The sequence below is a fragment of the Arsenophonus sp. PmNCSU2021_1 genome (genome assembly GCF_036919435.1).
Classification (GTDB): Bacteria; Pseudomonadota; Gammaproteobacteria; order Enterobacterales; family Enterobacteriaceae; genus Arsenophonus; species Arsenophonus nilaparvatae.
Genome location: NZ_JAZHPL010000006.1, coordinates 193,067 through 209,616, shown reverse-complemented (window position 1 = coordinate 209,616; position 16,550 = coordinate 193,067). Strand labels below are relative to the sequence as shown.

At 39.4% G+C, this 16,550-nt stretch carries 13 protein-coding genes; 3 read left to right on the top strand and 10 right to left on the bottom strand.

What is annotated here, in order from left to right:
• Positions 1–3: 3 nt before the first annotated feature.
• The 3 genes from dnaN to gyrB are packed head-to-tail and all read left to right on the top strand — an operon-like array spanning position 4 to position 4,651.
• The gene (gene dnaN / locus V3224_RS13925) at positions 4–1,110 is read left to right on the top strand and encodes a DNA polymerase III subunit beta (protein ID WP_334471224.1); all 1,107 of its coding nucleotides are present in this window, start codon (positions 4–6) and stop codon (positions 1,108–1,110) included.
• Positions 1,111–1,122: 12 nt separating this feature from the next.
• Positions 1,123–2,211, top strand: coding sequence for a DNA replication/repair protein RecF (gene recF, locus V3224_RS13920; protein WP_334471223.1), 1,089 nt, complete (start codon positions 1,123–1,125; stop codon positions 2,209–2,211).
• Positions 2,212–2,236: 25 nt separating this feature from the next.
• Complete coding sequence (gene gyrB, locus V3224_RS13915) at positions 2,237–4,651, top strand: DNA topoisomerase (ATP-hydrolyzing) subunit B (RefSeq protein ID WP_334471222.1); 2,415 nt, start codon at positions 2,237–2,239, stop codon at positions 4,649–4,651.
• A 70-nt stretch (positions 4,652–4,721) separates the two neighbouring features.
• On the opposite strand, the gene asd is transcribed toward gyrB, so the two are convergent.
• From asd to atpF, 10 genes are all read right to left on the bottom strand, one after another.
• Positions 4,722–5,825 carry an aspartate-semialdehyde dehydrogenase gene (asd, locus tag V3224_RS13910; protein ID WP_334471220.1) on the bottom strand — a complete coding sequence of 368 codons (1,104 nt, stop codon included), beginning with the start codon at positions 5,823–5,825 and terminating at the stop codon, positions 4,722–4,724.
• A gap of 189 nt (positions 5,826–6,014) precedes the next feature.
• Complete coding sequence (locus tag V3224_RS13905; protein WP_334471218.1) at positions 6,015–7,307, bottom strand: glycoside hydrolase family 10 protein; 1,293 nt, start codon at positions 7,305–7,307, stop codon at positions 6,015–6,017.
• Positions 7,308–7,619: 312 nt separating this feature from the next.
• Positions 7,620–9,452 carry a glutamine--fructose-6-phosphate transaminase (isomerizing) gene (gene glmS / locus V3224_RS13900; protein WP_334471216.1) on the bottom strand — a complete coding sequence of 611 codons (1,833 nt, stop codon included), beginning with the start codon at positions 9,450–9,452 and terminating at the stop codon, positions 7,620–7,622.
• A 147-nt stretch (positions 9,453–9,599) separates the two neighbouring features.
• The gene (glmU, locus tag V3224_RS13895) at positions 9,600–10,970 is read right to left on the bottom strand and encodes a bifunctional UDP-N-acetylglucosamine diphosphorylase/glucosamine-1-phosphate N-acetyltransferase GlmU (protein WP_334471214.1); all 1,371 of its coding nucleotides are present in this window, start codon (positions 10,968–10,970) and stop codon (positions 9,600–9,602) included.
• A gap of 197 nt (positions 10,971–11,167) precedes the next feature.
• Positions 11,168–11,584, bottom strand: a complete 417-nt coding sequence (locus V3224_RS13890) for a F0F1 ATP synthase subunit epsilon (protein WP_334471212.1) — start codon at positions 11,582–11,584, stop codon at positions 11,168–11,170.
• 21 nt (positions 11,585–11,605) lie between these two features.
• Positions 11,606–12,988 carry a F0F1 ATP synthase subunit beta gene (atpD, locus tag V3224_RS13885; protein ID WP_032115577.1) on the bottom strand — a complete coding sequence of 461 codons (1,383 nt, stop codon included), beginning with the start codon at positions 12,986–12,988 and terminating at the stop codon, positions 11,606–11,608.
• 34 nt (positions 12,989–13,022) lie between these two features.
• Complete coding sequence (atpG, locus tag V3224_RS13880; protein ID WP_334471207.1) at positions 13,023–13,886, bottom strand: F0F1 ATP synthase subunit gamma; 864 nt, start codon at positions 13,884–13,886, stop codon at positions 13,023–13,025.
• A gap of 49 nt (positions 13,887–13,935) precedes the next feature.
• Positions 13,936–15,477, bottom strand: coding sequence for a F0F1 ATP synthase subunit alpha (gene atpA / locus V3224_RS13875; protein ID WP_334471205.1), 1,542 nt, complete (start codon positions 15,475–15,477; stop codon positions 13,936–13,938).
• Positions 15,478–15,491: 14 nt separating this feature from the next.
• Complete coding sequence (gene atpH, locus V3224_RS13870; protein WP_334471204.1) at positions 15,492–16,025, bottom strand: F0F1 ATP synthase subunit delta; 534 nt, start codon at positions 16,023–16,025, stop codon at positions 15,492–15,494.
• 14 nt (positions 16,026–16,039) lie between these two features.
• Positions 16,040–16,510 (bottom strand): F0F1 ATP synthase subunit B, encoded by a 471-nt coding sequence (gene atpF / locus V3224_RS13865; RefSeq protein WP_334471203.1) that lies wholly within the window; start codon positions 16,508–16,510, stop codon positions 16,040–16,042.
• Positions 16,511–16,550: the final 40 nt, after the last annotated feature.

The following is a 16,550-nucleotide window of genomic DNA, read 5'->3' as shown; positions in this document are numbered from 1 at the left end:
GCTATGAAATTTACTATTGAACGTGAACAATTACTCAAACCACTACAACAAGTTAGTGGTCCACTTGGTGGGCGGCCTACATTACCTATTTTAGGTAATTTATTACTGCAAGTCAGTGAAAAAACACTTTCATTAACAGGTACCGATCTAGAAGTAGAAATGGTCGCAAAAGTGACACTAACACAACCAGGTGAAAATGGTTCAATCACGGTACCTGCCCGTAAATTTTTCGATATCTGGCGTGGGTTACCCGATGGATCAGAAATCAAAGTTACTCTTGAAGGAGAGCGTCTACTGGTGCGTTCCGGTCGTAGCCGTTTTTCGCTTTCGACTCTGCCTGCCACTGATTTTCCAAACCTAGACGATTGGCAAAGTGAAGTCGAATTTGAACTCCCTCAAACGACGTTAAAACGTCTAATTGAAGCTACCCAGTTTTCAATGGCACACCAAGATGTACGCTATTATCTTAATGGCATGCTATTTGAAACTGAAGGTAAAGAATTACGCACTGTCGCTACCGATGGCCATCGTTTAGCGGTCTGTTCACTTAATATTAATATTGATGAGAATTTACCAACTCATTCAGTAATTGTTCCTCGCAAAGGGGTAGTAGAATTTATGCGATTACTGGATAGTAGCGACGAGTCACTTAAGTTACAGATTGGTAGTAATAATATCCGAGCTCATGTTGGTGATTTTATTTTCACCTCAAAACTAGTTGATGGTCGTTTTCCTGATTACCGACGTGTTCTACCCAAAAATCCAGATAAAACATTGACCGCGGATTGTAATAAACTTAAACAAGCATTTTCACGAGCTGCAATTTTATCAAATGAAAAATTTCGCGGTGTACGCCTCTATATCAGCGAAAATCAACTTAAAATTACCGCAAACAATCCAGAACAGGAAGAATCAGAAGAAATTGTTGATGTTAATTATCAAAGCTCGATGATAGAAATTGGTTTTAACGTCAGTTATATCCTCGATGTTTTAAATACACTAAAATGTGAACAAGTTAATTTGTTGTTGACTGATTCAAATTCAAGCGTACAAATCGAAGATGTAGCTAGTAATGCGGCAGCTTATGTTGTTATGCCAATGCGTCTGTAATATCTAAATTCTATGATGCTTTCGCGTTTACTTATCCGCGACTTTCGTAATATAGAAAGTGCGGATCTAACATTAGCAACCGGTTTTAATTTTTTAATTGGGCCAAATGGCAGCGGAAAAACAAGTATTCTTGAAGCGATCTATACATTAGGACATGGTAGAGCTTTTCGTAGCATTCAAGTAGCACGTGTCATTCGTCATCAACAACATAATTTTGTTTTACATGGTCGTCTTGTTCCTATAGAGCCAGAATCACGTGAACTGACTTTGGGATTAAGTAAAGATCGTAACGGTGAAAGTAAAGTTCGCATTGATGGCAATGATGGGCATAAAATTGCTGAATTAGCTAAATTATTACCAATGCAACTAATAACTCCTGAAGGTTTTACCTTATTAAATGGTGGCCCTAAATATCGTCGAGCTTTTCTTGATTGGGGATGTTTCCACAATGAACCTCAGTTTTTTGCTGCCTGGTCTGATTTAAAACGGCTATTAAAGCAACGTAATGCAGCATTACGCCAAGTAACAAGTTATAATGAGCTGCGTCATTGGGATTATGAACTGATCCCTCTGGCCCATAAAATAAGTGAATGGCGAACCAGCTATATTGCAAGAATTACGAAAGATATTGAAAACACCTGTAAACAGTTCTTACCTGAATTTTCACTTAGCATCTCATTTCAGCAAGGATGGGATAAAGAAACCGATTATTCAGATATATTAGTAAGGCAATTTGAACGTGACCGAATGCTTACCTATACCGCATTAGGGCCACACAAAGCTGACTTACGGATCCGCGTAGAAGGAATTGCCGTTGAAGATATACTATCGCGCGGGCAGTTAAAATTATTAATGTGCGCATTAAAATTAGCACAAGGTGAATATTTCACCCGACAGAGTGGGCAAAGATGCTTATATCTGTTAGACGATTTTGCTTCTGAGTTAGATAAGGATCGCCGTCAATTATTAGCCGAACGGCTTAAAGCGACGCAAGCTCAGGTCTTTGTTAGCGCGATTACCATCGCGCAAGTTAAAGATATGTTAGATGGAAATAGCAGGATGTTTTGCGTAAAACATGGCAAAATAGAAATTCAACCATAGGATCAGAAATTAGCGAGAAACGTTGATGTCGAATACATATGACTCCTCAAGTATCAAGGTATTAAAAGGGCTAGACGCGGTGCGTAAGCGCCCAGGCATGTATATCGGTGATACCGACGATGGTACAGGCCTTCATCACATGGTCTTCGAGGTTGTCGACAACGCTATCGACGAAGCCTTGGCAGGGTATTGTAGCGATATTATTGTAACGATACATACCGATAACTCCATCTCTGTTCTCGATAATGGACGTGGTATTCCAACCGATATTCATGAAGAAGAAGGTGTATCTGCCGCAGAAGTCATCATGACCGTTCTTCATGCTGGCGGCAAATTTGACGATAATTCCTATAAAGTTTCTGGTGGCTTACATGGGGTCGGTGTTTCTGTTGTTAATGCCTTATCAGAAAAATTAGAGCTAGCTATCCGTCGCGAGGGAAAAGTCCATGAACAGACTTACCAATTAGGTGTTCCACAAGCACCTTTATCGATTGTCGGAGAAACTGATGAGCGGGGAACCTATATCCGTTTCTGGCCAAGTTTGGACACATTTAAAACCGTTACCGAATTTGAATACGATATTTTGGCAAAACGGTTACGGGAGCTCTCTTTTCTTAATTCAGGTATATCCATTCGTTTAATTGATAAACGTGATAATAAAGAAGATCATTTTCATTATGAAGGTGGAATCAAAGCTTTTGTAGAATACTTAAGTCGGAATAAAACCCCAATCCATCCGAGTGTTTTCTATTTTTCGGCGGAAAAAGAGGGTATTAATGTAGAAATATCCATGCAATGGAATGACGGTTTCCAAGAAAATGTTTATTGTTTCACCAACAACATTCCTCAACGTGATGGAGGAACCCATCTGGTTGGTTTCCGTACCGCCATGACACGTACACTGAACAGTTACATGGATAAAGAAGGTTATCAGAAAAAATCCAAAGTTAGTGCTACTGGTGATGATGCCCGTGAAGGTTTAATTGCTGTCGTTTCTGTTAAAGTTCCCGATCCAAAATTTTCGTCACAAACAAAAGATAAGCTAGTTTCTTCCGAAGTAAAAACCGTTGTTGAAACGTTAATGAATGAGAAACTGGTCGAATATCTATTAGAAAATCCTAATGACGCCAAAATCGTTGTTAGCAAAATCATTGACGCCGCCCGTGCCCGCGAGGCTGCCCGTAAAGCACGCGAAATGACGCGCCGTAAAGGTGCCCTTGATTTAGCAGGATTACCCGGTAAATTAGCAGACTGCCAGGAGCGTGATCCGGCTTTATCAGAACTTTATTTAGTGGAGGGTGATTCCGCAGGCGGCTCTGCCAAACAGGGGCGTAACCGAAAAAATCAGGCAATTTTACCGTTAAAAGGTAAAATTCTTAATGTTGAAAAAGCGCGTTTCGACAAAATGCTCTCCTCACAGGAAGTCGCCACCTTAATAACTGCTTTAGGTTGTGGTATTGGCCGTGATGAATATGATCCTGATAAATTACGTTATCATAGCATTATTATCATGACCGATGCCGATGTCGACGGCTCTCATATACGGACATTGTTATTAACTTTCTTCTATCGTCAGATGCCAGAAATTATCGAACGAGGCCATGTCTATATTGCTCAGCCACCTTTATATAAAGTGAAAAAAGGTAAGCAAGAACAATATATTAAAGATGATGAGGCGATGAACGAATATTTGATTTCAATCGCATTAGACAACACCTCGCTCTATACTAGCCCTCATGCCCCGGCATTGAAAGGTGAGCCATTGGAAAAGTTAATCATTGAATATAATGCTGCTCAAAAAATTATCAAACGTTTAGAGCGTGTCTATCCACTAGCTTTATTAAATAATCTTATTTATCAGCCTACCTTGGTAGAAAATGACTTGAAAGATAAATCCAAGATAGAAAATTGGATCAACATGCTAGTTAAGCGCCTAACCGATAATGAAGAACATGGTAGTACTTATAGCTATCATATTAATGAAAATAGTGAACGCCAATTATTTGAACCGGTTTTACGTATAAGAACCCATGGCATTGATACCGATTACAATCTAGATTTCGATTTCATTCATGGTATTGAATATACACGCATAACTAAAATTGGTCAGCTAATAGGAGATCTGATTGAGGATGGTGCGTATGTGGAAAGAGGGGAGCGTCGCCAGACTATTTCTTCCTTTGAAGATGCATTGAACTGGTTATCAAAAGAATCACGCCGTGGCTTGATGGTACAACGCTATAAAGGATTAGGCGAAATGAATCCAGAGCAATTATGGGAAACAACGATGAACCCAGATACCCGCCGTATGATGCGTGTTACCGTTAAAGATGCCATCGCAACTGACCAACTGTTTACCACACTAATGGGTGATGCGGTTGAACCACGTAGAGCTTTTATTGAAGAAAACGCCTTAAAAGCAGAAAATATAGACATTTAATTTCAAATGGCAAAACAAAAGCCCCATATCTAAATTGGGACTTTTTATTATAGATAACTATCTAATATTTTTATAATATTTTTAACATACGGCGTAAAGGCTCTGCCGCTCCCCATAATAGCTGATCACCAATCGTAAAAGCGGATAAATATTCTGGCCCCATATTTAATTTACGCAAGCGTCCAACCGGAACATTTAAGGTGCCTGTTACTGCCGCAGGCGTTAACTCTTGAATAGTTAATTCACGCTCATTAGGAATAACGCGAACCCAATCATTATGTGCGGACAAAATTTGCTCAACATCCTCAATCGCAACATTTTTTTGCAATTTTAGGGTAAATGCCTGGCTATGGCAGCGTAATGCTCCAATACGAACACATAAACCATCGACAGGAATAACATAACTAGAGTTATTTAAAATTTTATTAGTTTCAGCCTGCCCTTTCCATTCCTCACGACTTTGACCATTGGGCAATTGTTTATCTATCCAGGGGATCAAACTACCGGCCAATGGCGCGCCAAAGGCTTCTGTGCTCATCTTTCCACTACGGGTGAAGTCAGTGACTTTTTTCTCAATCGATAAAATCGCCGCCGCGGGATTTTGCAGTTCATTAGCAACCTGTGCATGTAACTCACCCATTTGCACTAATAATTCACGCATATTACGCGCACCTGCGCCAGAAGCCGCCTGATAGGTTGCGACCGAAACCCACTCAATCAAGTTCTCAGCAAATAAGCCAGCTAAAGCCATTAGCATCAAACCGACCGTGCAATTGCCACCAACAAAGGTTTTTATCCCTTCATTTAAACCCTGATCAATATATTGACGATTAACAGGATCAAGAATAATAATGCTATCCTCTTTCATCCGTAAGGAAGAGGCGGCATCTATCCAGTAACCTGACCAACCAGTCGCACGCAGTTTAAGGTAAATTTGATCGGTATAATCTCCACCCTGACAGCTAATTATTACCTCTAATTCCTTTAATCCATCAAGATCAAAAGCATCTAGCAGTGTTGATTGATGTTGACCATATTTTGGTGCCAATTCACCATGTTGAGAGGTAGTAAAAAAAACAGGATTGATATTATTAAAATCACCTTCTTCCACCATTCGTTGCAGCAGTACAGAACCAACCATACCTCGCCAACCAATAAATCCGACATTTTTCATTTTTGTTATATCCAATCTGAATGTTGTTGCTAAGTAAAGTCGTCGCCATTTATAAACAATAATCGCAAATTGAAATCATTTATGCCATTTTTTAAAGCTGATTATTTAATAAATAAAAATCTATTTATAACTGATAAAACAAAACACCCAATATTAAGGGTGTTTTACTTAAAATAACGGTCAATAACTTTACTGCGCTGATCTATTCCAACGGGATTTAAGATATTTTACTGCCTCTGCCGTTTGCTGAGACTGAAGGAGCCCCTCTCTAAATAGGATCTCACCTTTTATTTCAGGTAATTCATCATTAAGATCGAGTTGTCTTTTTAGCTCCGGGACACCGCCGTCAAGAGACCAATCAGGCTCTGTTTGAGATGGCACTCCAACTTTATATAATGCCACCCCAATATACAATTTAGTGTTAGTCGATCTCACCACATCAGCCCACCATTTTGCAATCACATCATATTTGACAATTTCGCGGGCAAAAGGCCAGTAAATTTGCGGGGCTATATAATCTAATAAACCTTCTTTTACCCATAATCGGGTATCAGCATAGACTCTGTCATAAGTAGGCCCACCAGCTTTAGTATCCGAGCCTCGTGGATCATCGGAAATATTTCGCCATACACCGCCTGGACTGATGCCAAATTCAATAGTGGGTTTTAACGAACGGATTGTTGAAGAAACCTCTCGAATCAACAACAAGGTATTATTTCTTCTCCAACTGGCTTTATCTAAAAATCCCTGACCGTATCGTTGAAACGTTGCCTCATCATTGAGTTTGGAGGAAGGAGTTTCATAATAGAAATAATCATCAAACTGTATGCCATCAATATCATAGCTTTTAACTAATTCAGCAACAATACTGGTGATCCAATTACGAACTTCTGGTAAGCCTGGATCAAGTACAAAACGGTCGTAGGCAGTTCGTATCCAATCTTTATGTAAAACATAAACGCTAGCAGGCGGAGAATTAAGTGTCTTTTGCAGTGAAGTAATGGTTTCTGGTTGCGTATCCATTGAAACCCGGTAGGGATTTAGCCAAGCATGTATTTTTAAATTTCTTTTGTGCGCCTCAGCAATAATAAACGCCAACGGATCATAACCTGGGTCTTTACCGACTACACCGGTAAACACGTCAGACCAAGGGAGAATATGAGAATGATAAAACGCAGTACCATCTGGTTTTACCTGAAAAAAAATGGTGTTAATGCCTAGCTTCACCAAATTATCCAGTTTATCCGTTAACTCTTTTTTCTGTACTTCAATTCTGAGCTTTTCTGAATCAAGGTTAACTGAAGAAAGAGAAGGCCAATCAAGCCGAGATACGGTCGTTAACCATACACCACGTACTGGTATATCTTGTTTAATCGTGGCCTTTTGCTCATCAGCTATTTTTTTATTATTACAACCAACAACTAAAAACAAGCAAAATAACGAAGTAATAAACCACTTTATCCCCTTTAATTGCAATAGCATCCTTGATTCCTTATTTTGTTTACAGTTAGGGCTTGATAAGCTGTGAGTATTGTTTAATTGATGGTATTATATTAATCAATTTATTAAATATTAAAATATTTATTTTTCAGGTAATCAATTACCAAAATAACTTAACTGAATAATAAATTTTTAGCTTGCTATCCTTTAATATTATTAAAAAAATACGCTAGAATGGAGCGTATTTTTTAGCATAGAAATATGTAATAAAAGGTAAAAATAAAAAAGCTATCTTAGTCTATTATATACAATAATTTATTGACAATAGCCTAAATATCACTCTTTATACCGAACTCACTCGACGGTCACAGATTTAGCTAAATTTCTTGGTTGATCAACATCCGTGCCTTTTATTAGCGCAACATGATAAGATAATAATTGTAGTGGAACGGTATAAAAAATCGGGGCAATTAGCTCTTCAACATGTGGTAATGGAATAATTTTCATATTTTCACTGTCAATAAAACCGGCGTCTTTATCAGCAAAAACATAAAGTAAGCCGCCACGAGCACGGACTTCTTCAATATTGGATTTTAGCTTTTCGAGTAATTCATTATTTGGCGCAATAATAATTACTGGCATATCGGCATCAATCAGTGCTAATGGGCCATGCTTCAACTCACCCGCTGCATAAGCTTCGGCATGAATATAAGAAATCTCTTTTAGCTTTAATGCACCTTCAACCGCTATCGGAAATTGATCACCTCGGCCAAGAAAAAGAGCATGATTTTTATCAGAAAAATCCTCTGCTAAATCTTCAATCATTTTTTCTTGCGATAACACACTGTCAATACGAGCAGGTAATGCATGTAATGCCTGAACAATGTCTTTCTCAAGAGTAATGTTTTTATCCTGAAAGCGAATCAGATAAGCAACTAATAATAATAAAACCGTCAATTGGGTAGTAAACGCTTTGGTGGATGCTACGCCAATTTCTGCACCAGCTTTTGTCATTAATGCAAAATCTGATTCACGGACTAAAGATGAGCCTAAAACATTACATATTGCCAACGATGCCAGATAACCAAGCTGTTTCGATAATCTTAATGCTGCTAAGGTATCCGCTGTTTCACCCGATTGAGAAAGGGTGATCAATAAGCTATTTTTACGTCTTGCTGGTTTGCGATAACGGAATTCAGAAGCAATTTCTACATCACAGGGTATACCTGCTAAAGATTCAAGCCAGTAACGGGCAACCATTCCGGCATTATATGAAGTCCCACAAGCAACAATTTGAATATGTTCAACCTGAGATAATAGATTTTGGGCTTTTTTATCTAATTCACTAAAAATAACACTATCATGCTGATCAAAGCGCCCTTCGAGGGTATTTTTTATTGCTAAAGGCTGCTCATAGATCTCTTTTTGCATATAGTGGCGATAAATTCCTTTTTCACCAGCATCATACTGAATATTGGATTCTATTTGTTCTCGTTCAACTTCTGAGCCTTGTTGATCAAAAATACGCACTGTCCGACGAGTCACTTCAGCAATATCACCTTCCTCTAAATAGATAAAGCGACGTGTAACCGGCAAAAGCGCTAATTGATCGGATGCTAGAAAATTTTCACCAACACCTAAACCTATAATTAATGGGCTACCCGAACGCGCAGCCACTAGCAATCCAGGAGTACGGCTATCCATAATAACGGTACCGTAAGCGCCTTTTAATTGGGGGATAACACGCTGTACCACTTCTAGCAAGGTACCACCTTTTTGTAATTCCCAATGTGTTAAATGGGCTATAACTTCGGTGTCAGTTTCTGAAGTAAAAACATATTTTTGCTTTTTAAGTTGTTCACGTAGTTGTTGATAATTTTCAATAATCCCATTATGAACGACCGCAATATATTCAGATGTATGCGGATGGGCATTTTTTTTGCTTGGCTGACCATGCGTCGCCCAACGAGTATGCGCAATCCCTGTGCCACCAATTACAGCATGTTTTTCCACTTCATCTGCCAGGATCTGAACTTTACCTGTTTCACGTAATCGTGTCAGATTGGTTTTATCATCAACCACGGCTAAACCGGCAGAGTCATAACCCCGGTACTCCAGTCGACGAAGCCCTTCAATAAGAATTTCAGCTATATCGCGTTGTGCTACTGCACCAACAATTCCACACATCGGTTTTCATTCCAAAATAGAAGAGCATACAGCTCTTATGCTGTCGTAATCTGATTAATATATTCGGTTTTACCGTTCCCAAAGCCTGTAGATATTGGGTTTATTATTTATAAAATAGATGATTAATCATCACTATTTATTTTGCGACTATTTTTTCTTTATTGGACGCTGCCAATTGACAATATGCCGCTGTTTAACACGGCTAATAACAAGTTCATTTTCCTTAACATCATTAGTAAGCGTCGTTCCAGCACCAATAGTTGCCCCGTTAGCAATGGTAACCGGTGCAATTATTTGCGTATCTGAGCCAACAAAAACATTATCACCAATGATTGTTTTAAATTTATTAGCCCCATCATAATTACAAGTTATTGTTCCTGCGCCAATATTAACATCTCCACCAATTTCGGCGTCACCTAGATAACTTAAATGCCCTGCTTTAGAACCCGCACCTAAAGCGGTGTTTTTAACCTCAACAAAATTACCAATATGCACTTTATCTGCCAGTCTAGTCCCTGGACGTAAACGAGCAAAAGGGCCAATTGTACAGGCGGTAGATAATTCTGAATCTTCTATAACTGAATAAGCACTAATAATTGAATTATCATCTATCGTACAATTTTTTAATATACATCCGGCATGAATATGCACATTATTACCCAGTACAACATCCCCTTCAATAATAACATTAGTATCAATAATTACATTACGCCCGTGCTTTAATGTACCACGCAAATCAAAACGAGCAGGGTCAATAATCATAACACCTGCCAATAATAATTTTTCTGCCTGTTCTTGTTGATAAATACGTTCAAGCGCCGAAAGCTGTAAACAGTTATTCACCCCTTCCATTTCACTCAATTTGGTAGGATGAACTGCATTTATTTTACAGCCTTCTTCATGCGCCAATGAAATGATATCGGTAACATAATATTCATTTTGAGCATTGCTATTATTAAGTTTTTTCAGCCATCGCTTTAAATCAGCACCATTAGCAACTAGTATACCGGTATTAATTTCGTTAATTTTAGCTTGATTTTCCGTTGTATCTTTTTGCTCAACAATGCCAATTACTTCACCTTTTTGACGAATAATACGCCCGTAACCTGTCGGCTCATTAACGATTGCCGTCAATAACCCTATTCCTCCGTCAGGCTTAGCTTCTATTAATTGTTCAAGTGTTTCTTTTGTGATAAGTGGAGAATCACCATAAAGCATCAGGATATCTTCATCATCAGCAAAATAAGGTGCTGCTTGCTGCATTGCATGTCCTGTTCCTAATTGCTCTGCCTGTAAGATCCAATTAATAGGTTGATTAGCTAAAACTAATTTAATTAAATCAGCACCATGACCATAAACTAAATGAATATTAGATGCCCCAAGTGATAATGATGTGTCGATAACATGCTGCACCATTGGTTTTCCTGCCAGTGGATGTAAAACTTTTGGTAAGTAAGAATACATGCGGGTACCTTTACCCGCCGCGAGGATCACAACACTTTTTGCGTTCATAGACATAAAACCTAATAACTCCATCAGTTAGGTAAAAGTAAAACTATTTATTGAACAAATTACTACATATTTCGTTCAAATAAAAAAGCTTACTGTCTATATAAAAGAAAAGGAGCGAAACATAAATAAATTGTCTCACTCCCTGTATTTACCTAATTTTTATAAAAATAGCTGTAAAGTTTAAATAAATTCTTAGGATTATATCATTTTTTCATCAGCTCGATGACACGTAATTTAGCAATTGCCTTCGCTACCTCTGCTGATGCTTGAGCATAATCGACATCACCATGTGCTTTACGAATATGCTCTTCCGCTTTATGCTTAGATTCTAATGCCTTAGCTTCATCCAAATCCTTGCCACGGATTGCTGTATCAGCCAATACGATAACACCATTTGGTTGAACTTCAAGAATACCACCAGAAAGATAGATTAGTTCTTCTTCACCAAACTGTTTGGTAATACGTATCATGCCAGGCTTAATGGCAGTTAGCAGCGGTGTATGTTGAGGATAAATCCCCAGCTCCCCTTCGCTGCCTGTCACCTGGATTTTCTGGACAAGGCCGTCAAACATCTGCTTTTCAGCACTTACCACAACCAGATGGTATGTCATTGCAGCCATATCAACCTCCCATCAGCGACATTATAAATTTTTCGCTTTTTCTACCGCTTCTTCGATAGTACCTACCATATAAAACGCTTGCTCAGGCAGATGATCATAATCACCATTCAAAATACCTTTAAAGCCACGGATAGTATCTTTTAAAGAAACAAATTTTCCCGGTGAACCAGTAAAAACTTCAGCCACAAAGAATGGTTGAGATAGGAAACGCTGGATTTTACGAGCGCGTGCAACAACCAATTTATCTTCTTCAGACAGCTCATCCATTCCCAGAATAGCAATGATATCTTTCAATTCTTGATAACGCTGCAAAATAGACTGAACACCACGTGCTACGTCGTAGTGCTCTTGCCCTACAACTAATGGATCAAGCTGACGACTAGTTGAATCCAATGGATCAACAGCAGGATAAATACCTAATGACGCAATTTGACGACTAAGAACGACCGTTGCATCCAAATGAGCAAAAGTAGTTGCTGGAGAGGGATCCGTCAAATCATCGGCAGGAACATATACCGCCTGAACTGACGTTATTGAACCAGCTTTAGTTGATGTAATACGCTCCTGCAATACACCCATTTCTTCCGCTAAGGTCGGTTGATAACCCACTGCCGAAGGCATACGACCAAGCAGGGCCGAAACTTCTGTTCCTGCTAATGTATAGCGATAGATGTTATCGATAAATAACAATACATCTCGCCCTTCATCACGAAACTTCTCTGCAATTGTCAATCCTGTTAAAGCAACACGTAGACGGTTTCCTGGCGGTTCATTCATTTGACCATAAACCAGAGAAACTTTATCCAATACATTTGAATCTGTCATTTCGTGATAGAAATCATTACCTTCACGAGTCCGCTCGCCGACGCCTGCAAAGACCGAATAACCGGAATGCTCAATCGCAATATTACGAATAAGCTCCATCATGTTTACTGTTTTACCAACACCAGCACCACCAAATAATCCTACTTTCCCACCTTTAGCAAATGGGCAAATAAGATCCATAACTTTGATACCAGTTTCGAGCAATTCTGTTGAATTAGATAAATCTTCATAACTAGGGGCGGCACGATGAATAGCCCAACGTTCTTCTTCACCGATCTCACCTTTCATATCGATAGGATCACCTAATACATTCATGATGCGCCCTAATGTCGCTTTACCGACTGGCACTTCAATTGGGTGAGCTAAATCAACAGCGTCTAAACCACGTTTTAAACCATCAGAAGTCCCCATCGCGATGCAGCGAACAACTCCGCCACCCAACTGCTGCTGAACTTCTAAAATTAGTTTTTCTTTACCATTCATTACCTCAAGCGCGTCGTACACTTTGGGTACCGCATCTTGAGGAAATTCGACATCCACTACGGCGCCGATTACCTGGATAATCTTTCCAGTAGCCATCTTGAATCCTCTACGTAATTCGTAAACCTAGCCATTAAACTGCGGCAGCTCCCGAAACTATTTCGGTAAGTTCCTGAGTAATGCTGGCTTGACGAGCCTTATTGTAAACCAACTGCAACTCCTTGATCAGGTTACCACCATTATCAGTAGCTGCTTTCATTGCTACCATTCGAGCAGCCTGTTCACTAGCTAAGTTTTCAACGACGCTCTGATAAACCTGTGATTCGATATAACGACGCAACAGGGTATCCAGTAGTATCTTGGGATCAGGTTCATACAAATAATCCCAAGATTTCTTTTTCAATGTTTCATCATCACCCGCAGGTAGAGGCAATAATTGAGTAATCGTTGGTACTTGAGTCATGGTATTAACAAATTTGTTAGTTACCACATACAACTTATCTAGACGCCCTTCATCATATGCTTCTAACATAATTTTCACGGGTCCAATAAGATCAGACAGAGAAGGATCATCTCCCATCCCGGTTACCTGAGCAACAATATTACCACCAACCGAATTAAAGAATGAAACTGCTTTAGAACCAATTAATGCCAGATCAATCTTGACACTTTTATCAGTCCATGTTTTCATTTCTGTCAGTAATTTTTTAAATAAATTAATATTTAAGCCACCACATAAACCACGGTCAGTTGAAACAATTAAATAACCAATACGTTTAACATCACGCTCTTTAAGATATGGATGTTTATATTCCAAATTACCTAATGCTAAGTGACCAATTACACTACGCATAGTTTCTGCATAAGGACGACTAGCTGCCATACGCTCTTGTGTTTTGCGCATTTTGGATGCAGCAACCATCTCCATCGCTTTAGTGATCTTTTGTGTATTTTGAACACTACCGATCTTAGAACGTATCTCTTTTGCGCCCGCCATTTCAGCTCCTCCTTATTAACCAAACGGTCTCAATAAAGGCCGAATAGAATTACCAGGATTGAGTTGCTTTAAAAGAATCGAGCAAGGTATTCAACTTAGCTTCGATTTCATCGTTATATTTACCTGTCTGATCAATTTCTTTCAGCAAGATAGAATGCTCACGAGTAGCATAAGCCAGCAATGACGTCTCAAAATCACCAATTTTTGCTAATTCAACATCTTCCAGATAACCCCGTTCAGCAGCAAATAAAGATAACGCCTGCTGCGCAACTGACATTGGTGCATACTGTTTCTGTTTCAACAATTCAGTAACTTTCTGTCCATGATTAAGCTGCTTACGTGTCGCATCATCTAAATCAGAAGCAAATTGTGAAAATGCAGCTAACTCGCGATACTGCGCCAACGCGGTACGAATGCCACCAGATAATTTCTTGATAATCTTAGTCTGAGCCGCACCACCTACACGTGATACTGATATTCCTGGGTTAACTGCCGGGCGAAGACCCGCATTAAATAAGTTAGATTCCAAGAAAATTTGTCCATCCGTGATTGAAATTACATTAGTAGGTACAAATGCAGAGACATCACCAGCTTGCGTTTCAATAATCGGTAATGCTGTTAATGAACCCGTTTTACCTTTGATTTCTCCACTAGTAAATTTTTCAACATATTCAGCATTAACACGGGCAGCACGCTCAAGTAAACGAGAATGAAGATAAAAAACATCACCTGGATAGGCTTCACGTCCAGGAGGACGCCGTAACAATAGCGAAATTTGTCGATAAGCAACCGCTTGTTTAGAGAGATCATCATAAATAATTAGCGCATCTTCGCCACGATCTCTAAAATATTCACCCATTGCACAGCCAGCATAAGGCGCAAGGTATTGCAATGCAGCAGATTCAGATGCAGTAGCAACAACAACTATCGTATTTTCGAGTGCTCCATGCTCTTCAAGCTTGCGAACCACATTAGCAATAGTTGAGGCTTTTTGCCCAATTGCTACATAAATACATTTTATTTCCGAATCACGCTGATTAATAATGGCATCAACGGCTAATGCGGTTTTACCGGTTTGGCGATCACCGATGATTAACTCACGTTGACCACGCCCAATAGGGATCATAGCATCAACGGATTTGTATCCTGTTTGTACAGGTTGATCAACTGATTGACGATCAATAACGCCAGGGGCGATAACTTCAACGGCAGAGAAACCATCATGCTCAACAGGCCCTTTACCATCAATTGGCTCACCCAAGGTATTAACAACTCGCCCAAGTAATCCTCTACCTACTGGTACTTCAAGAATACGACCTGTACACTTTACTTTCATACCTTCGGCTAAGTCGGCATATGGTCCCATGACAACGGCACCAACTGAGTCACGCTCTAAATTGAGCGCAATAGCATAACGATTACCAGGTAGTGCTATCATCTCACCTTGCATAACTTCAGCTAAACCGTGAATACGAATGATCCCATCATTAACAGAAACAATTGTACCTTCATTGTGAGCTTCACTCACGACATCAAACTGAGCAATACGTTGCTTGATCAGTTCACTGATTTCGGTGGAATTCAGTTGCATATGCTCCAATCCCCTTAAGACTGCAAGACGTCAGTTAAACGCTCAATACGACCACGCACGCTACCATCAATAACCAGGTCTCCGGCGCGGATAATGACTCCTGCGATAACAGACTTATCAATTTTGCAATTCAGCTTAACTTTACGTGACAGACGTTTTTCCATCGCTGCAGAAATTTTAAATTGCTGTTTTTCATTTAGCTCAGTGGGAGAAATGACGTCAATATCAACGGTTAACTCCAGAAAAGCGCGTAATTGTATGAATTGCTTCAAAACCTCTGGTAACGTACTTAGACGCCCGTTTTCAGCCATAATGCGAATTAGATTTCGAACATGTTCATCGATTTCATCACCACAAATAGTGATAAATGTTTTCGCTAATGTTTCTGGTGCTATTGAACCAGAAAGCAGCTCACCTATTTGTTGATTACGGGTAGCTTCAGCAATAAAACTGAGCATATTTTGCCATTTATCAACAAGTTGGTTTTCTACAGCAAAATCAAAAGCTGCTTTGGCATAGGGGCGAGCAACCGTAGTAATTTCAGACATGCCCCTTTCCTCCTTTACAGTTCGTTGACCAATTTATCAACGATGTCGCTATTAGTAGCTACATCAACGGAACGTTCAATTATTTTTTCTGCACCTGAAATTGCTAACATAGCAACTTGTTTACGCAACTCTTCACGTGCACGCTTACGCTCAGCATCAATTTCGATTTGCGCTTGAGCAACGATCTTGTTACGTTCAGCTTCAGCCTCTACTTTTGCTTCTTCAATCATTTGAACTCGTTGTTTATTAGCTTGTTCAATAATGATTTGTGCTTTTGCTTTTGCTTTTCTCAGTCGTTCGGTCGCATCAGCTTTCGCCAAGTCCAAGTTTTTTTTAGCTCGTTCTGCAGAAGATAAACCGTCAGCAATTTCTTTTTGACGTTTTTCAATCGCCGCCATAGTTGGAGGCCATACATACTTCATACAAAACAAAACAAACAGGACAAATGCAATAGCCTGGCCGAGGATTGTGGCATTAAGATTCATCGCACAATACCTCTTTAAAAATTAACATATTAATGTTCTT